We start from the raw sequence: 19409 nt of genomic DNA, 5'->3' as shown, positions 1-19409 counted from the left end.
CTTTTGGGTATTTATATGTGCCTATTTGCGTATTTGTGCTTATTCGATCGGTGACTGGTCCACTGGCAATGCCGTACGGCTAAATATTTGCTTCAAAACTACTGTAGTTTCAATGCTGGCGACAAACTTGAGGTTGCCGAGCGATTTTTTGATAAATTGCTCATAAGAAACCAAATCTTTGGCGACTATTTTGAGCATATAATCATAAGATCCAGTTACCACGGCGCATTCCATCACTTGAGGTAATTGTGCCATGGTTGACTCAAATAACGCTGTCGATTGATCAGTATGTTCCGTTAAGCGTATCGATGTATAAACCACAACATTAAGACCCACTTTAAAAGGGTCAACTTGGGCACCATAGCCTAAAATCACTTTATCTTGTTCAAGCTTTTTGACTCGTCGTAAACAAGGAGTATCCGACATATTAACCTTATCGGCTAATTCAGAAACAGCCATCCGGCCCTGACGTTGTAAAATTTCTAATAGCTTGAGGTCTTTCTTATCCATTGAACAAATCGCTTTTTAGTGAGTGATTAACGGTATAAATATCATATTCCTGAGTGAAATCCTCTACAAATTTACGTTAATCACAAATATTTCAAGCAAATGGGAGCCACAAAACAATAAATGCCATAAAGTTAACATGGCATTTGTCTAAAGAGGGTAATTTGAGGTGATACTCGCGAATAACAAGAGCACTTAACACTCGTCAATATCGACGACAACTAAAGGTGACTCTCCTGCAACTTGTGGCTGAGAGTATCTAATTTCACATTTATTCGCAGCATAATCCGCATTAGGACGAATACGTAACCCGCTTCGATTATTAACATCGTATGTTGTGATGTTAAATTCACCACCGCTACCGTTGTCGGCAATGTTAATCATCCTGATGATACCTGCTGAGGTATGACGCGGATATCCGTAAGCTAGAGTCACTGATTGGCCTTGTACTGTAATACTATTGCCCAAACCATTACTGGCTCCAGGGGCCGTTTCATCGCAACTGGCGCTTATCACGCAAGCTGAATAGACCAAAGTTTTACCGCTGTTAATTGCTGCTGCAACACCCTGCATACTGCTCGCGTAAGCATTACTTTTTAAATCGATAAATTTCGGAGCAACCACGACAGCAAGAATGCCTAAAATAATAATCACTACCACAAGTTCTATTAAGCTAAACCCTTGCGGCTTACGCCACGAAAAACAACCATGATTAAATGAGCATGTATGTATCAATTTAGACATCCTGCAGCCAAATAAAAAATAACATTAATCTCTATTCTAAAATATTAATCAGCCAGTATCACCTGACTTTTGCCGGCATGTTTAGCCTGATACATCGCAACATCAGCACGATGGATTAAGCTATCTGTATCGCTATCAACACCATTATAAATGGCAGCGCCAATACATGCACTAATGATTAAAGAATGTGAGCCTATTTGAAAAGGTTGTTTGATCAGTTTAAGAACACTGTTGGCAGTGGCCATAACAGCGTCACTGTCGATATCATTCGGTAAAAGTAATACAAACTCGTCACCACCATAACGCGCAAGAATTTCACTCGGAAACAAATGCTTACTTACCTGTTAACCAATTTTGACTAGCAAAGCATCGCCAATGCCGTGCCCGTAAGTATCATTAATGACTTTGAATCCATCGAGATCGATAAAAAGGATTGAGAACGGCTGTTTTTTATCCCGTAAACGCTCAGTTGCCTGCCTGTTCGACAACCGATTAGCGAGTCCAGTCACCACATCATGATTGGCTAAATGTAACGCTTTAGTTTTGGCAATAACTAAATCTGCAGTGCGATCTCTGACTCGTTGAGATAACTCTTCACGGCTGTTTATCACCTCTTCTGACATTTGCTGAAAACTATCATTCTCACCTCTTTTGAGCAAAAAAAAACCCGATAATCAATTATCGGGTTTTTTATTGGTTTGCTTGTTTAAGCAATTGTATTCAAGAATTACAAGCTGTAGTACATCTCAAACTCAAGTGGGTGAGTAGTACGTGCAACACGTTCTGCTTCAGCCGTTTTAAGTTGGATATAAGACTGGATAAAGTCTTCGCTGAATACGCCGCCTTTAGTCAAGAACTCATGGTCAGCTTGTAAATGTTCAAGTGCGTTTTCTAATGACGTTGCAACCTGTGGAATTTCAGCAGCTTCTTCAGGAGGTAAGTCATATAAATCTTTATCCATTGCTTCACCTGGGTGGATCTTGTTTTGAATACCATCAAGACCAGCCATAAGTAATGCTGAGAAACCTAAGTATGGGTTTGCATGTGGATCAGGGAAACGCGCTTCGATACGACGGCCTTTAGGGCTTGGTACCACTGGAATACGAATTGAAGCACTGCGGTTACGTGCAGAATATGCAAGCATTACAGGCGCTTCAAAATGTGGCACTAAACGCTTGTAAGAGTTAGTGCTTGGGTTAGTGAACGCATTCAATGCACGAGCATGCTTAATAATGCCGCCAATGTAGTAAAGCGCTAAATCACTCAAACCAGCATACTTATCACCTGCGAATAAGTTTACCCCGTCTTTAGCTAAAGACTGATGCACGTGCATGCCGCTACCGTTGTCACCAACGATTGGTTTTGGCATAAATGTCGCTGTCTTACCATAAGCATGCGCCATGTTATGAACAACGTATTTTAGAATTTGAATTTCATCAGCTTTCTTAGTCAACGTATTGAAACGTGTTGCGATTTCGTTTTGACCCGCTGTTGCTACTTCGTGGTGATGCGCTTCAACTACTTGACCCATTTCTTCAAGTACTAAACACATTGCCGAACGTAAATCTTGTGAAGAATCAACTGGTGCAACTGGGAAATAACCACCTTTCACCATTGGACGGTGACCCGTGTTACCTTCTTCATAGCTCTTAGCTGAGTTCCATGATGCTTCTTTTGCGTCAATCTTAACAAAACAACCTGACATGTCGGTACCAAAACGGACATCGTCAAATAAGAAGAACTCTGGCTCTGGACCAATCAATACTGTGTCAGCAATACCAGTAGAAATTAGGTAAGCTTCAGCTTTTTTAGCAATTGAACGTGGGTCACGATCATAACCTGTCATAGTACCAGGTTCTAAAATATCACAACGAATAAGCGCTGTTGTTTCTTCTGTGAAAGGGTCTAATACGAAAGTGGTTGGATCTGGCATTAGCACCATGTCAGATTCATTAATGCCTTTCCAACCTGTAATTGAAGAGCCATCAAACATTTTACCGTCTTCAAAGAAATCTTCATTTACTTGATGAGAAGGAATAGAAACGTGCTGCTCTTTACCTTTAGTGTCGGTAAAGCGTAAGTCTACAAACTTAACTTCTAACTCTACAAGTTGTTTTAAAACTGATTCAACTGACATTCTCAAGCCTCCGGTAGGGTAAAGGGTTGTCCCTTAAATAATTTTGCTATTCGCCAGATGATGCACCTGGAAAACGAATCTTTTCATAATTATCAGCAATAAAGCGATATTCATGCCAGATCGCTAACTAATTGATTTTATGAAGATGAGAAAGTTTCCAAATCTTCTAAATCATAACCTTGCACCAACCTCGTGCATCACTATGTTTCATCATGGTGCAAAAGTCCATAATGGTGCGTCATGTTAATGTTGCTGTTTTAGCCAATGTCACAGTTTTGTCTTACACCATGGTTATGCTTCATATATATACGTTTTATGCTGTTTATTAATCCATAGCAAGCGATAGATTTACAAGTGTTCAAAAATAATCCTATCTACAAAAGCTGCTGTGAAGTAGAATGGCACGCTTTTTTACAGTAGCTACAATCTATAACTACTGTTAGATCCTTTTTTTTTATTTGCTGGTTTAGAGGTTTATCCGTGCTAGAGAATTTACGTAACATCGCCATTATTGCCCACGTTGACCATGGCAAAACAACCTTGGTTGACAAAATGTTGGCGCAGTCAGGAACCCTTGCATCTCGTGGAGAAGCTACTGAGCGGGTTATGGATTCTAACGATCTTGAAAAAGAACGTGGGATCACCATTCTGGCAAAGAACACTGCCATCCAGTGGAACGACTACCGTATTAATATCGTAGATACTCCTGGCCACGCCGATTTCGGTGGTGAAGTTGAACGCGTTCTATCTATGGTTGACTCAGTATTATTGTTGGTTGATGCAGTTGATGGCCCAATGCCACAAACTCGCTTTGTAACCAAGAAAGCATTCGCTCAAGGCCTTAAGCCAATTGTTGTTATCAACAAAATTGACCGTCCAAGTGCTCGTCCAGATTGGGTTATTGACCAAGTATTCGATTTATTCGTTAACTTAGGTGCCACTGACGAACAACTAGATTTCCCAATCGTTTATGCTTCGGCATTAAATGGTTTTGCAACGTTAGATCCAGATGTAGCAAGCGATGATATGACGCCGCTATTCCAAACTATCGTTGAGAAAGTAGCTTTCCCAGATGCTGATGCAGAAGCTCCATTCCAAATGCAAATTTCTCAAATCGATTATAACTCATACGTGGGTGTTATCGGTATTGGCCGTATTACTCGTGGTAGCGTTAAGACTAACCAACAAGTGACCATTATTGGCGCTGACGGTAAGACACGTAACGGTAAAATGGGCCAAGTATTAGGTTACATGGGTCTTGACCGTACTGAAGTGCCAATTGCAAATGCTGGTGACATCGTTGCTATTACAGGTTTAGGCGAGCTTAAAATCTCTGATACTATCTGTGCAGTGAATGCAGTAGAAGCAATGCCACCGTTAACTGTTGATGAACCAACACTAACGATGACATTCCAAGTAAACACTTCTCCGTTCGCGGGTAAAGAAGGTAAGTATGTTACTTCACGTAACATTCTTGAACGTTTACAGACTGAATTAGTTCACAACGTAGCACTTCGCGTTGAAGAAACAGAAAGTCCAGACCGTTTCCGCGTTTCAGGTCGTGGTGAATTACACTTATCGATTTTAATTGAAAACATGCGTCGTGAAGGTTATGAATTAGCCGTATCTCGTCCAGAAGTTATTCTAAAAACAATCGATGGTGAGCTACATGAACCATACGAAACTGTAACAGTTGACGTTGAAGAAGATCATCAAGGTACCGTAATTGAAAAATTAGGTGTTCGTAAAGGCGAAATGAAAGACATGCAGCTTGATGGTAAAGGTCGTGTACGTATCGACTTCGTTATCCCAAGCCGTGGCTTAATTGGTTTCCAAACCGAATTCTTAACAGCAACATCTGGTACTGGTCTAATTTATCATTCATTTGATCACTACGGTCCACACAAAGGTGGCGATATTGGTCAACGCGCTAACGGCGTATTGATTTCAAACGCAACAGGTAAAGCACTAACATTCGCTCTATTTGCTTTGCAAGACCGTGGTCGTATGTTTATTGGTCACGCTGCTGAAGTGTATGAAGGTCAAGTAGTGGGTATTCATGCTCGCTCTAACGATTTGACAGTAAACTGTTTGAAAGGTAAGCAGCTAACTAACATGCGCGCATCAGGTACTGATGAAGCACAAGTATTGACTACGCCTATCACATTGACTCTTGAGCAAGCTCTTGAATTCATCGATGATGATGAATTAGTTGAAGTAACTCCTAAGAACATCCGTGTTCGTAAGAGATTCTTAACTGAGAATGAGCGTAAGCGTAATAACCGCAGTTAATTACCATCAATGAGTGGCAACGTCTGCCACTCATTGAGACCTAAAAAGCCCAGATGCATGCATCTGGGCTTTTTGTTGTCTAGTCTATACAGGCTAAAAGCGAAAGGCCTAGGACGCTGCGCTGCTAGTACGCTCCGCGGCTAGAGGCTATAAAGTCAACAGCTTAGCAGCAAAGCGACTCTAGCAGTGACGAAGTCACGCCCTAGCAGCGAAGCGACTCAAGCAGTGACGAAGTCACGCCTTAGCAGCGAAGCGACTCTAGCAGTGACGAAGTTACGCCTTAGCAGCGAAGCGACTCTAGCAGGACGCAGTCCGCCCTAGCAGCGAAGCGACTCTAGCAGGACGCAGTCCGCCCTAGCAGCGAAGCGACTCTCGTGATACAACATGAAAACATTTAACTAGATATTTTACGTAAACGCAGATAGATTCAAACCAAGATCATTTTTAGGGAAAATATATGAGTATGTTGCAACAGGTAAGCGTCGCTAAAAAAGCCAATGTGTATTTTAACGGTAAAGTGATAAGCAGAAGCGTAGTATTAGCTGATGGTAGTAAACAAACTTTTGGTGTGGTATTGCCTGGTGAATATGAGTTTTCAACGGCTCAAGGTGAAATAATGCAGGTTATTTCTGGCAAATTTGACGTGTTATTACCGGGTAAAACTGAGTGGGTTGCATATGCTGAAGCAAGCCAGTTTGAGCTTGCACCAAATGTGAGCTTCAGTATCCGAACAGATCAAATTTCAGAATACTGCTGCCAATACATCTAGTGTTGTTGCACCTAAATAAACAATAGCGGTTTAATATTGCCGCTTCGATTCAGCTTAACTAAACAGTTTAAGCTGATTTTTTTTATAAAAACGTCTACTCTATTAAAACTGTCGTTTTATGGAGTGCATTATGCGCCTTATCATACTTATTAGTTTGTTATTATTGAGCGCCCAAAGTGTTGCTACCGTATACCGTTGGGTAGACGAAAATGGCAAAGTTCATTACTCAGATGAACAAAAAAATAATGCCGAAGCTGTTGAATTAAATGAAAACACCCAAAACAACATGACGATTGACACCCCAACAAAAATCAATGTCATCCCAACAACAGAAGCATCAATTAACTACACGATTTCGATTACCTCTCCCCAAGAAGAAGCTACTGTGCGTGACAATAATGGCGCATTTACCGTGTCAGTGAGCGTCACCCCTCAATTACCTCGTGGCGTGCTAATGACATTATTAGTCGATGGTATTATCGCTGCCCCAGCTCAAGCATCGAATATATTCCAATTAACGGGCATTAATAGAGGTGAACACTCGTTGGTTGTTAACGCTGTAACACAAAGCGGCAAAGTCCTTGCATCAAGCTCTCCTAGAAAGATATTCCTTCACCAAGCATCTGTATTTGGACCTGCAAAAAAGTCTAAATGATTAAGATAAAAATCAGTTTATTCATTAGCTTATGAAATTTTGCGTGACTATTTATCTTACAAAGTGCTTGTGTGTTCCGGGTTGTGATATGCACCAAAGTGGTGCATTATAATGGTGCAACCCTATACTAGGACGGCTAATGGACACAAATAACCTTCTCAATCACTTAGTCACCGCAGTGCTTGTTATTAATAACGAGCTCAAGCCGAGCTATGCTAATGCCGCGGCCGCACAATTATTGGGAGTAGGTAACCATAAGCTACTCGAGCAAACGCTTCCTGAGCTTTATCAACTGATGGGGGTTGAGCCACAATTACTACGCGATGCCATTAATGCCGGCCAGGGACTCACGGTCAATACCGCCGCATTAATCACCCTAGACGGCCAACATCACACCATTGATATCACCTTGATGCCAATTGAAAATGACAATAACCTCAGCATTTTAGAATTACGTCAAGTAGACCAACAACGTCGCATTCATCAGCAGCTTAATATGGACGCCCAACAGCAAGCTGCACAGTTTTTGGTACGTAATTTAGCCCATGAAATTAAAAACCCGCTGGGCGGCCTTAGAGGCGCTGCGCAGTTGTTATCGCGAGAGCTCGACTCGCCCGAATTAAAAGAATTTACCAGTCTGATTATCGAACAAGCAGATAGATTACGTAATTTAGTCGACCGTTTACTTGGCCCACAACGACCAACGCAGCATGCTGAACACAATATCCATCAAGTGATTCAAAAAGTGCTTAAGTTAGTCGAAATGGCACTGCCAGACAATATCTGCTTAAAACGAGATTATGATCCATCGATTCCAGATATTCAGATGGATCCAGATCAAATGCAGCAAGCCGTATTGAATATTGTGCAAAATGCGATACAAGCGTTAGAACATTGTGGTGGCGATATTGTCATTCGCACTCGCACTCAACATCAAGTCACCATTGGAACACAGCGCTATAAAGTGGTACTCGCCTTATCCATTATTGATAACGGCCCCGGTATTCCTGCTGAGTTAATGGATACCCTCTTCTACCCTATGGTCACCGGACGTGACGAGGGTTCAGGGTTAGGATTATCCATTGCGCATAACATTGCCCGATTACACGGCGGTCGCATTGATTGTGTTTCGGCACCAGGGCATACCGAATTTATTATTAACCTGCCATTACAATAACTAGCATGCCCTTTGTAGGCAGAATGAGGTAGTAACATGAACATTAGTGAACAAGTTTGGATCCTCGATGATGATAGTTCGATCCGTTGGGTACTCGAAAAAGCCCTTAAAGGCGCATCACTGTCAACGGCTAGCTTTGCTGCTGCAGAATCCTTGTGGCAAGCTTTAGAAGCATCACAACCTCAAGTCATCGTTTCAGACATCCGCATGCCAGGTACTGATGGCTTAACCTTGCTTGATCGCTTACAACTGCATTATCCACATATTCCAGTGATCATCATGACCGCCCACTCAGACTTAGACAGTGCCGTGAGCGCATATCAAGCAGGTGCATTTGAATACCTACCAAAACCATTTGATATTGATGAAGCCATTAATTTAGTTGAACGCGCACTCACACATGCAACAGAGCAAGCACCACAACCCGTTATTGATACCACCATAAAAACCCCTGAAATTATTGGTGAAGCCCCGGCAATGCAAGAAGTGTTTCGTGCCATAGGCCGATTATCTCGCTCATCTATCAGTGTGCTCATCAATGGCCAATCTGGTACTGGTAAAGAATTAGTCGCTGGTGCATTGCACAAACACAGCCCACGTAAGGACAAACCCTTTATTGCATTAAATATGGCTGCCATCCCAAAAGATTTGATTGAATCTGAACTCTTTGGCCATGAAAAAGGCGCCTTTACTGGTGCCGCCAACGTGCGCCAAGGTCGTTTTGAACAAGCCAATGGTGGCACGCTATTTTTAGATGAAATCGGTGACATGCCAATCGATGTGCAAACGCGATTATTACGAGTCCTTGCCGACGGCCAGTTCTATCGTGTCGGCGGTCATCAAGCAGTGCAAGTTGATGTACGTATTATTGCTGCGACGCATCAAAATCTTGAGGTGCAGGTGCAAAAAGGCACCTTCCGCGAAGATTTGTTTCATCGCCTCAATGTGATCAGAGTACACTTACCGCCGTTATCGCAGCGCCGTGAAGACATTGCCCAACTCGCTAATCACTTTTTAAGCACCGCAGCGAAAGAGATTGGCGTTGAACCCAAAATACTCACTAAAGAAACCGCGGTAAAATTGGCTAACCTTCCTTGGCCGGGTAATGTTCGCCAACTTGAGAATACTTGTCGTTGGTTAACCGTAATGGCGTCCGGACAAGAAATTTTACCGCAAGATTTACCACCAGAATTGCTTAAAGACCCAGTAGCAACCCAGCAGAAACAAGCTGGAGCAAGTGACTGGCAAACCGCATTAACTGATTGGATTGATGAAAAGCTGGCTGCAGGTGAAAGTGATTTACTCACTGAAGTGCAACCTGAATTTGAACGTATTTTACTTGAAACAGCACTAAGACATACTCAAGGCCATAAACAAGAAGCCGCTAAACGTCTAGGTTGGGGTCGTAATACCCTAACGCGTAAATTAAAAGAACTGTCGATGGACTAAAAACGAAACGACGCAGGGGAGCCATAATGATGTAATAACATTATGGCAATGACACTTTTATAAAAATGCTATGATCTTAACAACGGTAAGTGCGAAGATGATCTCATATTGCCGAGTTTACACATCACATCAGGGTACAAATAACCAAAAGCGCTAGAATATTTATCGAGTAAAAATGCTACATTAAAATATAACATTCAAACAAGGAACGATTTTGGATTTTGATGCTCATTATGGTGTAGTTATTCATCAAGATTTTATACCACTTTATGCCGATGATAATTATGCAAAAATCTTCGGTTATAATACAGCTCAAGATATTTTAGCGCTAAAGAGTGTTCTAGAGTTAATCGATCCCGAACTACAGGATGTAGCCACACACACTTACTACGCATTAATGAGTGGTATAGAAAAACCTCAGGTACGCAGCTACATTAACCGTAACCGTTTAGGTTTGAAACTCAATATATTAGCTATTGAACACATAGTTGAATGGCAAGGACGATCAGCCCTACAAATCACGATTGTGGATTTAACTGAATCTACAACACTTAAACAAGCTTTAGTACAAAGTGAAAGTCGCTATCAGCAATTAGTCAATGGATCTGTACAAGGCGTATTAGTACATCGCAACTTTAGCCCGCTGTATTGCAATCAGACATTAGCACAACTATTCGGTTACCCTAATACCCAAAGTATTATGTCACTCGCCTCAATTTTGGATGTGATTGAACCAAGCTATCAAGAACAGCGCCTAGACGCTAACGCTGCGTTACTCGCGAATAAAGTTAAACCTCATCCTGTTGAAATCAAATGCCTACACCTTAGCGGTCGTATCATATGGGTGAAATTAATTGAGACGGTGATCAGTTGGGAGCAGCAACCCGCTATTCAAGTTACCATGATCGATGTCACCGAATCTTATTTATTAAAAGACAAACTCGATAAACAAATCTATGTTGATTACCTCACAAAAGCCCTTAATCGACGAGGCTTAATCCATTTTAGTCAGCAATTAATGACCCATAGCACCCTTGTGCATGAACACCTTTATTGTGTCTTAATGGGTATAGATGACTTAAAGCAAATTAACCATTTGTTTGGCCATGATATGGGTGATAAAGCGTTGATTCACTTTGCTCAGCATTGCCAAAGTAAGCTTGCTGAAACTGACTTAATCGCCCGTTGGAGCGGTGATGAATTTATTGCCATCATTCAAGCTAGCAGCAAAAATATTGCACTAAAAATAGCCGAGAGTATTCGTCATAGTATCGAACATACGGAGCTAATCGAACCAGAAAGCGGTAAGCACATTCGCTTTAGTGCCTGTGTCGGGTTATCTAACTGGCAAGCTGACGACACTATCGACCGCCTTATTTTGCGTGCAGATTCAGCGTTAGAACAAGCCCGATCACAAATCACTAGCCAGCTAGTGTTTGCATAACCTAGAGTCATAAATACACTAAATTAAGCCAATATTCTGGCTAACAAAGCCGCTATTGCGGCTTTGTTAGTATTAAAACGTCAATTCGTCACTGTTAATGATAACCGATTGATATTTAAAACAGTATGCTCAAGATACCAACAATGATAAAAGCTATGGTGCCGAGTAAAGTTTCCATCACTGTCCATGTTTTTAACGTGGTTTTCTCGTCCATTTCCATCAAACGCCCTACCAGCCAAAAACCGGAATCATTAAAGTGCGATAACACCGTTGAACCACCAGCAATGGCAATCACAATAAAACATAAATCAGCAGCGCTTAATCCAGCCGTTGCCGCAACCATGGGCGCAATTAATGCAGCTGTAGTGGTTAATGCCACAGTTGCAGAACCTTGCGCCACCCGCAAACAGGTGGCAATAACAAATGCGGCCACAATTAACGGCATACCGGTATCGGATAATGCATCCGCTAACGCTTGGCCTATACCACTGGCACGTAACACACCACCAAACATGCCACCAGCACCCGTGACTAATATCACCGCACAAATTGGCCCTAATGAATCGCCACACAGTTTTTCAAGCGGTTGCATGCCGTAGTCTTTAGCAAAGACCACCAAACACACTAATAAGGTAATCAGCAATGCGATGGGCGTCTTACCCAGCATTCGCAGTAATTGAACTAATGGCAACTTACCATCAATAACTCCTGCTACCGCTAAGGTATTTAATCCCGTATCCATAAAAATGAGTATCACAGGTAACACCAGAATCGACATCACTGTAGCAAACTTGGGGATCTTGTCGACATCGATAATAGGTGCGGTGCTGAAGAAAACTTTCGATACGGGAATATCAAATTTTTTGCCTGCATATAAACCAAATAAGTAAGCGCCGATATACCATGTAGGGATTGCCACCATCATGCCAACAAATAGCAATAAACCAATGTTGGCGCCAAGTAAGTCTGCAGCCGCTACCGGTCCAGGGTGTGGCGGTACAAAAGCATGCATCACCGCAAATGCACCCGCAGACGGTAAAGCATACTTAAGTGGTGAGTCGCCAAAGCGTTTAGCCACGCTAAAAATAATAGGCATCATTACCATTAAGCCAGCATCAAAAAATATTGGAAAACCAAACAACAGCGAAGCGATACCTAACGCTAGCGGCGCTTTATCTTCACCAAAGCGGCTAATCAAGGTATCGGCAAGCACTTTAGCACCGCCAGTGACCTCTAAAATCTTACCTATCATAGCGCCAAGGCCGACTAATAAGGCAACTGAAGCCAAGGTGCCACCAAAACCCGCCATCATAGTCGGCACTACTTGATCACTGCTAATGCCACTTGCCAGTGCAGTGGCCACGCAGACTAATGTTAACGATACAAAAGCATGCAATTTCATTTTAATAATCAGGATCAATAACGCGATAATGGCGAGTGCAGCTATCATCAACAAGTAGGTCGGGTCTGCGATTTGTACCATTGTGTCCATACTATATTCCAAAGTGATTAATGAGAGTGCTCATTCGAATTCACAAACCTTAATGAGATCAGTAAACTCAAGTTATAAACTGAGTTACGAAAAAATAAGCCTTTAATTATATAAGCTTATATTAAGGAATGGTAAGAGAATGACAGGAAAATGCATTATTGTAATGGGTGTGTGCGCATGTGGTAAAAGCAGCGTAGGTGAACTGTTAGCAAAAATGATGAATGCCACTTTTGTAGACGGTGACGATCTTCACGCCCAGGCCAACATAGATAAAATGGCCCGAGGAGAACCTCTAAATGATGCTGATAGAGCACCTTGGTTATCGCGTATTGGTGATCTAGCTTTAGAATTTAACAACCAAAATAAAACCGTGATTATTGGTTGTTCTGCACTAAAAAAATCCTATCGGGATCTAATTCGGCAAGGTAATCAACAGGTCGGTTTTTTATATTTGCAGGGTAGCTATGAATTGATTTTGGCACGCATAATGGCCAGAAAAGGTCACTTTATGAAACAAAACATGGTCGACAGCCAGTTTGCCACATTAGAAGAACCCACTAATGAGCCATTAGTGGTGACTGTCGATATTAACGCCAGTATTACAGACATAGTAAAGCAGGCTTTGGCGCAATTTAACGCTCTGGGATTTTAATCTCTATATCTAACCTGTGTCAGCTTAATCGCACGTATTGCTGAGCTGGCATTTGTCATCCCCATTCATCTCTATCACACCGGGTCTTGGTGAATAATCACTTCAGCATCATCAAACGCCGCTTTAATCGTCATACCCGCTTTATCTGCTATTTCATGAGCATCATGCAAAGACAAGTTACCGGCTAATTCCATGTGCAATTGAATAAATGTGGTTTTACCTGCTTGGCGAGTACGTAAATCGTGAATACCTTGAACCCGAGGGTCTTGCTTGGCCAAGGCTTTAATCTTGTCACGAGTCTCGTTGTCTAACTCGCGGTCAAGTAAACTCTGAATTGAACGATAACCTAAACCGAGTGCTTGATTACCAATAAACAATGCAATAAACACCGCAAACAAACCATCGGCCCACCACCAGCCATATTGCGCTAATATTAGCGCAAACAACACCGCTGCATTCAATAACAAGTCAGACTTATAATGCAATGAATCGGCTTCAACCAAAGAGCTATTGGTTTTTTTCAACGCATGTCGTTGCAGTAAAACGAGTGCAAATGTCAGCACAATGGCAATAATCGACACCACGATGCCACTCATAGCATTGGTGACTGCCACTGGATGAATCAGCTTTTCGCCGCCATACAATAATAATAACGACGCCGAACCTAAAATAAAGGCCGCTTGGGCTAACGTTGCTAATGGTTCAGCTTTGCCATGGCCATAACGATGATCTTTATCTGCGGGAACAATGGCATACCGAATAGCAATAAAGTTAACAATCGAAGCAAGTGCATCTGCAAATGAATCCGTTAATGAGCCCAACATACTGGCCGAGCCAGAGTACAACCAAGCGATTAACTTAATCACAATAAGACACAGCGCAGTAGCCACCGACGCGCGGCTAGCTAATTTGACCCAAAAGTCATATTCAGAAGAGGTACTCATATAAGAATTGTCGGCTCATTTAACTGATGATTTATCTGCTATTACTATAGCAAGTTCATTGCTCGATTAGGATAAAGTTTACTAAAGTCGCTGCTGGTCTTATACAAAGTGTGACCATTAGCAAACTTGCATGAATAAAAAAGCCATTACCCCAAGGTAATGGCTTTTATCTATTTAACCTGATGTTGTATCAGTTAATCATTAACGGCGCGGTTTGTGGCCTTTGCCTAGCTTAAATTTATCTTGAAACGTTTGTTGCTGTTCAGGCGTTAATAATTGATAAATTTCGTTTTGCATTTTCAAATGCGTCAGCATCTTTTGTAAATGCTTTTGTTGCTGTGCTTCAGCCATTGCAGTTGCTTTTGCTTCGTCAAAACCAGCGGTAGTGATTAACGCTAACATTTCTGTACGGTGCTCAGCGCGCTGCTCTTTAGTTGGGCGCTCAGGACGGTTAGCTTGGTACTTATCGAAGATGGCTTTTACTTGAACTTTTTGGGCATCAGTTAAGTCCAGCTTACGAAGCATTTTATGCATGCCACCTTTGTGACCATGATGTCGGTCACCTTTAGCGGCAACATTTTCAGTTTTTACAGTGTTATCAGCTGCATCAACTGCATATAACTGGCCAGCTAATAAAGCCGAACTTGCCACTAAGGCAACTAAACTCGTTTTGATGATTGATGATGTTTTCATTGTTAAGTACCTCGGTATGAATGGGATTTATTTTCTGCCTTAGCAGATTTGATACTCAGTTTACCGAATGCAATGTCAATGAGGGTTAAGACTGAGTAAACCTATGTAAAGAACGTTTTCATAGCACTTTAGCGCCAGTAATTCATGATCAAGTTGGCATATTGAATGATAAAAATCGCAGTAATGCGAGCCAGTTAACGTAATTCAGACTTGATCCTTACAGTATTCATATTAGGGCATAAAATCTAACTATTAGCGCTTTAATGGAATACATTATGAACCGATTGATTGGCCAATTACTGTTACTTCTTTGTGTACTGATATTGGCACCCAGCTCAATAGCCAGTACCGCGGCCTCAACAGACGACTCACTTTGGTATACTCAGCAAAACCAGCAGCCTGTGGTTAAACTGCATTTTTTTTGGTCTAAAACCTGTCCTCATTGTCGTGAAGCGCATCCTTTTATTGATGCTTTAGGCGAACGTTTTGACTGGATAGAATTACACGACTACGCCATTAGCGAACCCGGCAATGTCGACAAACTCATGGAAATGGGCCAACACACTGGTGTTGAACCTAAATCGGTGCCCTACTTTGCCATTTGTGGCGAGGCCGTTGTTGGCTATAACAGCCATGATGTCACAGGGCGTTACATCCTAGAGCGCTTAGTTAACTGCTATCAACGCCAAGGTGGTAAAGCAGATATTGGTAATAAGCTCGATGATTTTTTAGGCGCTACGCCAGTGGTAAGCGCACCATTATTTGAAACCTGTAGTGACACGAGTGACGACCCAGAAGCCGAAGGTTCGTGTGGCATGTCATTTGACCAAGCCAGTGACATTACCCCTATACCAACTGTTCAGCCTGTCGACATTCCACTCATTGGTGCAGTGCACCCTGAAGAAATGTCATTGCCAGTGCTCACCTTAGTACTCGCTGGTGTCGATGCTTTTAATCCTTGCGCATTTTTCGTGTTGCTGTTTTTACTGAGCATCATGGTTAATGCAGGCAGCCGCAAACGTATGTTATTGGTAGGCGGTATTTTTGTATTCTTCTCAGGCTTTATCTACTTTATATTTATGAGCGCCTGGCTTAACTTATTCCAACTACTTGGCGGCGGTGATGGCGGTATCATTATCACTTGTGCGGGGGTATTGGCATTGATTGCGGCCATAGTGAATATAAAAGATTACTTTTACGGCCGTGGCGACGTTAGCCTTTCAATGTCAGTTGAAAATCGTGGCTCGCTTATTAAACGGATGGGCAAATTATCTAAAGCCAGCTCGTTACCAACAATGATTTTAGGCTCAACGATTCTGGCTATTTTAGCTAACACCTATGAACTGCTTTGCACCGCTGGTTTTCCAATGATTTACACCTCAGTGTTGTCGTTATCAGATCTCGATACCATGCAACGTTACTTATACCTCATCGCTTATAATGTGGTTTACGTTATTCCACTTGCCGCTATTGTGATTGTATTCTCAATGACCTTAGGTAAACGCAAACTGACCGAAAAAGAAGGCGAAGTACTTAAACTGATGTCAGGTATTATGATGTTAGGTTTAGGCAGCATGTTAGTGTTTAACCCTAACTCACTGCAAAATGCAGTCTTTTCTGTAGGTCTGATTTTGGGGTCTATTGTACTGACCTTTATTATTGCCAGAATTAAACGCTACATAGTGCAAAATAAAGCAGGATAAATGTAAAACTGTGCAATGTTGATATGATTTAATCTTGGCATAAGATAAGCTTAATTGATCGAAAAATCTGTATGTTAGCTTCAACATACAGATTTTCTTTGTGCCAGAGGAAAGTTATGAATCGTATTTTACTGATCGACGATGATATTGGTTTATCAGATCTACTCAGCCAATTACTTGAGTTGGAAGGCTTTGTATTAACCCAAGCTTATGATGGTGAGCAAGGGCTGATGATGGCGCAACAGCAAGACTTCGATTTAATCCTTCTTGACGTGATGCTGCCTAAACTGAATGGTTTTGAAGTCTTGCGTGCTTTACGCCAACGCAAGCAAACACCGGTATTAATGCTAACCGCTCGCGGTGATGAAATTGACCGGGTTGTCGGCCTTGAAATTGGTGCCGATGACTATTTGCCAAAACCCTTTAATGATCGCGAGTTAGTGGCTCGAATTAGAGCCATATTACGTCGAGCGCAAACCACTCAGCAAGATAGCCAAGCCAATGAAATGATGCAGTTTGGTGATTTACGTCTCGACCCTACCCGCCAAGAAACCTATTGCAATGAGCAACTAATCATTCTCACTGGCACCGAATTTTCACTGCTGTTTCATTTAATCGAAAAGTCAGGCGAACTGGTCACCAAAGAATCATTAAGCGAAAACGTATTAGGCAAAAAGTTAATGCCATTTGATCGTAGCTTAGATATGCATTTGTCTAACTTACGCAAGAAACTACCAGAGCGCCAAGATGGCCGTCCACGCGTCAAAACCCTGCGCGGTAAAGGTTATATTTGGATACCGTAATGCTAAAGAACAATCCATTTAACGGGCTATTTTTTAAATTATTGTTAGGCTTTTGGCTATGCAGTTCATTGATTATTGCACTGGTGTCTTTATTGCCATTACTGCAACAAAATCATGATCGTTCGCCATTACCTGCCAGCCTTGAGCGAGTGCTTAAAAACGTTGCAGAACGGATACAAGAGCAACCTCAATTGCTCGAAGGTAAAAACCTTCAACGTCTGCACCGTAGCCGCAATAAAGAAGGTGATAGAAACCATAATGGCGGCCCATTGCGTTTATATTTAACCGACGGCGAAGGTCAAGTATTAAATACCAAACGAGTCTCGCGTGGATTTAGACGTTTTCAACTCATGGCAGAAGAAGCAGACCAACCGATCAGCCATCAATTTAGAGATGAGCTTATTTTTGGCCCGTATTCTTTTGAGGTCAACAGCAAACCGTATCAATTATTTGGTCGTTTCCCCGATAATCATCCACGGCCGTGGTTCTTCTTCTTTGCCGACAATAAATTACTGACCGCAGGCTTAGCCATATTATTGTCAGGCTTATTATGCGGTTTACTCGCATGGTATTTGGGTAAGCCATTACGTTCGCTAAAACACAGTGCCAATGCCCTCGCTAGAGGTGATTTATCTAGCAGAGTTGATGCAGCTACCGCAAATCGTCGCGATGAAATGGGCCAATTGGCACAGGCTTTCAACGGCATGGCCGATGCCGTACAAACCATGATTAACAATCAGCAAAGATTAATGGGCGACATATCTCATGAACTGCGCACACCGCTCACTAGGCTGCAATTAGCCTTAGCGTTAGGCCGTAAAAAAGGGCAGCAAAGTGAAGAGCTAGAACGTATCGGCTATGAAGCCTTACAACTTGAAGCGCTAATAAGCGAGTTGCTCACTCTATCTCGGGTAAGCTTGGCCAGCCATGAAAATAAAGTCGTACTCGAATTAGCAGAATCTTTAAGCCAAGTGTTAGATGACGCCGAATTTGAAGCCGAGCAGCAAGGCAAACTATTACAAATTGATATACCAGAGGCGCTGCTATTACCTTTTCACCCAAAGACACTCTCGCGCGCCATAGAAAATCTGCTGCGTAATGCGATTTACTATGCCAATAGTCAGATAACCATTAGCGCAGCCCAAGTTGGCAAGCACATATTGATAACGGTGGAAGACGACGGTCCAGGTATAGAGCCACAAGAACTCGAAGCTATATTTAAACCTTTCTATCGCCCCGACACTGCCAGAGATAGGCAAAGCGGCGGTTGGGGTTTAGGGTTGGCTATAACTCAAGCTGCTATTACGTTACACCAAGGCAGTATTGTGGCAGAAAACCTTATCAGCCCAACAGGAAAGCGCGAAGGCCTTAAGCTCAGTATCAGTTTACCGGTTAGCTAGTCGATATAAAAAAGACAAACTTTAACCACTTATATTCTAATCGGACTGAGTAATGGCATTGTCCATAACCGCTGCATACGCAGGGAATAAACGAGTATCAATAAACAGCTAGCTCAGCTTAATAGACGACACAGCGTAAAGCACATTATTGATAAACATGTCATTACTAGGTAAAAATTACCCCTAACTGGCAACATTTTCCGATAAATGTGAGCAGCCTGAGCCGCTTCACCATTAGGGATAATCATCTTGGCAGCCATTAGCGCTTAGCAATCACCCATACCGCGTGCACTATCCCAGGAATGTAGCCTAGCAAGGTTAAAATTATATTTAATAATAAGGTCTTACTTAGCCCCACTTGCAGGAAAACCCCAAGAGGTGGTAGTAAGATTGCGATTAAAATACGTAATAAATCCATGATATTCTCCATTTTGAATGAGCCGAGGTTAGCAATTACCCCAGCGTGTATGAACTGATTTGTATTCACTTTCATAATATACAAAGCAATTACCAGACCACTATTTCTAATGTTGCTGTTCTAGATCTTA

The 19409-nt window shown here is 42.1% G+C and carries 17 protein-coding genes and 1 pseudogene; 10 read left to right on the top strand and 8 right to left on the bottom strand.

What is annotated here, in order from left to right; all coding sequences use genetic code 11:
* Positions 1-39: 39 nt before the first annotated feature.
* From GUY17_RS01740 to glnA, 4 genes and pseudogenes are all read right to left on the bottom strand, one after another.
* Positions 40-510: an Lrp/AsnC family transcriptional regulator gene (locus GUY17_RS01740; RefSeq protein ID WP_101084943.1), complete on the bottom strand. Its 471-nt coding sequence runs from the start codon at positions 508-510 to the stop codon at positions 40-42.
* Between the two features lie 192 nt (positions 511-702).
* Positions 703-1251: a type II secretion system protein gene (locus tag GUY17_RS21260; protein ID WP_162022113.1), complete on the bottom strand. Its 549-nt coding sequence runs from the start codon at positions 1249-1251 to the stop codon at positions 703-705.
* 44 nt (positions 1252-1295) lie between these two features.
* Positions 1296-1874: pseudogene (locus GUY17_RS21135) on the bottom strand (diguanylate cyclase).
* Between the two features lie 104 nt (positions 1875-1978).
* Positions 1979-3388 carry a glutamate--ammonia ligase gene (gene glnA / locus GUY17_RS01720; protein WP_101084941.1) on the bottom strand — a complete coding sequence of 470 codons (1410 nt, stop codon included), beginning with the start codon at positions 3386-3388 and terminating at the stop codon, positions 1979-1981.
* Between the two features lie 480 nt (positions 3389-3868).
* On the opposite strand from glnA, the gene typA reads away from it, so the two are divergent.
* The 6 genes from typA to GUY17_RS01690 all read left to right on the top strand — a co-directional run bounded on the left by typA (position 3869) and on the right by GUY17_RS01690 (position 11174).
* Complete coding sequence (gene typA / locus GUY17_RS01715; RefSeq protein ID WP_101084940.1) at positions 3869-5680, top strand: translational GTPase TypA; 1812 nt, start codon at positions 3869-3871, stop codon at positions 5678-5680.
* Positions 5681-6137: 457 nt separating this feature from the next.
* Positions 6138-6449, top strand: coding sequence for a pyrimidine/purine nucleoside phosphorylase (locus GUY17_RS01710; protein WP_011635813.1), 312 nt, complete (start codon positions 6138-6140; stop codon positions 6447-6449).
* 130 nt (positions 6450-6579) lie between these two features.
* Positions 6580-7104, top strand: a complete 525-nt coding sequence (locus GUY17_RS01705) for a DUF4124 domain-containing protein (protein ID WP_162022110.1) — start codon at positions 6580-6582, stop codon at positions 7102-7104.
* Between the two features lie 139 nt (positions 7105-7243).
* The gene (glnL, locus tag GUY17_RS01700; protein WP_101084938.1) at positions 7244-8281 is read left to right on the top strand and encodes a nitrogen regulation protein NR(II); all 1038 of its coding nucleotides are present in this window, start codon (positions 7244-7246) and stop codon (positions 8279-8281) included.
* A gap of 36 nt (positions 8282-8317) precedes the next feature.
* The gene (gene glnG, locus GUY17_RS01695) at positions 8318-9730 is read left to right on the top strand and encodes a nitrogen regulation protein NR(I) (RefSeq protein ID WP_101084937.1); all 1413 of its coding nucleotides are present in this window, start codon (positions 8318-8320) and stop codon (positions 9728-9730) included.
* Between the two features lie 214 nt (positions 9731-9944).
* Positions 9945-11174, top strand: coding sequence for a sensor domain-containing diguanylate cyclase (locus GUY17_RS01690; protein ID WP_162022109.1), 1230 nt, complete (start codon positions 9945-9947; stop codon positions 11172-11174).
* Between the two features lie 115 nt (positions 11175-11289).
* Here GUY17_RS01690 and GUY17_RS01685 read toward each other — a convergent pair whose 3' ends face one another.
* Positions 11290-12666: a GntP family permease gene (locus tag GUY17_RS01685; RefSeq protein ID WP_162022108.1), complete on the bottom strand. Its 1377-nt coding sequence runs from the start codon at positions 12664-12666 to the stop codon at positions 11290-11292.
* A 139-nt stretch (positions 12667-12805) separates the two neighbouring features.
* Between GUY17_RS01685 and GUY17_RS01680 the strand changes: the two genes are divergently transcribed.
* Entirely contained in the window at positions 12806-13318 is a 513-nt protein-coding gene (locus GUY17_RS01680; RefSeq protein WP_162022107.1) for a gluconokinase, read from the top strand.
* Positions 13319-13392: 74 nt separating this feature from the next.
* Here the strand turns inward: GUY17_RS01680 and GUY17_RS01675 are convergent, their stop codons facing one another.
* On the bottom strand, positions 13393-14262 hold the full coding sequence (locus tag GUY17_RS01675) for a cation diffusion facilitator family transporter (RefSeq protein WP_101084934.1): 870 nt from the start codon (positions 14260-14262) through the stop codon (positions 13393-13395).
* A gap of 201 nt (positions 14263-14463) precedes the next feature.
* Positions 14464-14955 carry a Spy/CpxP family protein refolding chaperone gene (locus GUY17_RS01670; protein ID WP_162022106.1) on the bottom strand — a complete coding sequence of 164 codons (492 nt, stop codon included), beginning with the start codon at positions 14953-14955 and terminating at the stop codon, positions 14464-14466.
* 275 nt (positions 14956-15230) lie between these two features.
* On the opposite strand from GUY17_RS01670, the gene GUY17_RS01665 reads away from it, so the two are divergent.
* The 3 genes from GUY17_RS01665 (at position 15231) to GUY17_RS01655 (ending at position 18861) form a co-directional block, all read left to right on the top strand.
* Entirely contained in the window at positions 15231-16658 is a 1428-nt protein-coding gene (locus tag GUY17_RS01665) for a thioredoxin family protein (protein WP_254439852.1), read from the top strand.
* 116 nt (positions 16659-16774) lie between these two features.
* The gene (locus GUY17_RS01660) at positions 16775-17461 is read left to right on the top strand and encodes a response regulator (protein WP_059745835.1); all 687 of its coding nucleotides are present in this window, start codon (positions 16775-16777) and stop codon (positions 17459-17461) included.
* A complete protein-coding gene (locus GUY17_RS01655; protein ID WP_162022104.1) occupies positions 17461-18861 on the top strand; it encodes an ATP-binding protein in 1401 nt (466 codons plus the stop codon). The genes GUY17_RS01660 and GUY17_RS01655 overlap by 1 nt, the downstream gene beginning before the upstream one ends.
* Positions 18862-19120: 259 nt before the next feature.
* On the opposite strand, the gene GUY17_RS01650 is transcribed toward GUY17_RS01655, so the two are convergent.
* The gene (locus GUY17_RS01650) at positions 19121-19279 is read right to left on the bottom strand and encodes a YqaE/Pmp3 family membrane protein (protein WP_011635799.1); all 159 of its coding nucleotides are present in this window, start codon (positions 19277-19279) and stop codon (positions 19121-19123) included.
* Positions 19280-19409: the final 130 nt, after the last annotated feature.

The sequence above is a fragment of the Shewanella sp. Arc9-LZ genome, assembly GCF_010092445.1.
GTDB lineage: Bacteria > Pseudomonadota > Gammaproteobacteria > Enterobacterales > Shewanellaceae > Shewanella.
This window is presented reverse-complemented; position numbering and strand designations above follow the sequence as displayed.

What these genes read in the sequence shown, in the direction of transcription:
- glnL (WP_101084938.1), top strand. Translation starts at nt 7,244, where the DNA reads ATGGACACAAATAACCTTCTCAATCACTTAGTCACCGCAGTGCTTGTT.
- GUY17_RS01680 (WP_162022107.1), top strand. Translation starts at nt 12,806, where the DNA reads ATGACAGGAAAATGCATTATTGTAATGGGTGTGTGCGCATGTGGTAAA.
- glnA (WP_101084941.1), bottom strand. Translation starts at nt 3,388, where the DNA reads ATGTCAGTTGAATCAGTTTTAAAACAACTTGTAGAGTTAGAAGTTAAG.
- GUY17_RS01710 (WP_011635813.1), top strand. Translation starts at nt 6,138, where the DNA reads ATGAGTATGTTGCAACAGGTAAGCGTCGCTAAAAAAGCCAATGTGTAT.
- GUY17_RS21260 (WP_162022113.1), bottom strand. Translation starts at nt 1,251, where the DNA reads ATGTCTAAATTGATACATACATGCTCATTTAATCATGGTTGTTTTTCG.
- GUY17_RS01670 (WP_162022106.1), bottom strand. Translation starts at nt 14,955, where the DNA reads ATGAAAACATCATCAATCATCAAAACGAGTTTAGTTGCCTTAGTGGCA.
- GUY17_RS01740 (WP_101084943.1), bottom strand. Translation starts at nt 510, where the DNA reads ATGGATAAGAAAGACCTCAAGCTATTAGAAATTTTACAACGTCAGGGC.
- GUY17_RS01665 (WP_254439852.1), top strand. Translation starts at nt 15,231, where the DNA reads ATGAACCGATTGATTGGCCAATTACTGTTACTTCTTTGTGTACTGATA.
- GUY17_RS01675 (WP_101084934.1), bottom strand. Translation starts at nt 14,262, where the DNA reads ATGAGTACCTCTTCTGAATATGACTTTTGGGTCAAATTAGCTAGCCGC.
- GUY17_RS01660 (WP_059745835.1), top strand. Translation starts at nt 16,775, where the DNA reads ATGAATCGTATTTTACTGATCGACGATGATATTGGTTTATCAGATCTA.
- GUY17_RS01655 (WP_162022104.1), top strand. Translation starts at nt 17,461, where the DNA reads ATGCTAAAGAACAATCCATTTAACGGGCTATTTTTTAAATTATTGTTA.
- GUY17_RS01705 (WP_162022110.1), top strand. Translation starts at nt 6,580, where the DNA reads ATGCGCCTTATCATACTTATTAGTTTGTTATTATTGAGCGCCCAAAGT.
- glnG (WP_101084937.1), top strand. Translation starts at nt 8,318, where the DNA reads ATGAACATTAGTGAACAAGTTTGGATCCTCGATGATGATAGTTCGATC.
- GUY17_RS01650 (WP_011635799.1), bottom strand. Translation starts at nt 19,279, where the DNA reads ATGGATTTATTACGTATTTTAATCGCAATCTTACTACCACCTCTTGGG.
- GUY17_RS01685 (WP_162022108.1), bottom strand. Translation starts at nt 12,666, where the DNA reads ATGGACACAATGGTACAAATCGCAGACCCGACCTACTTGTTGATGATA.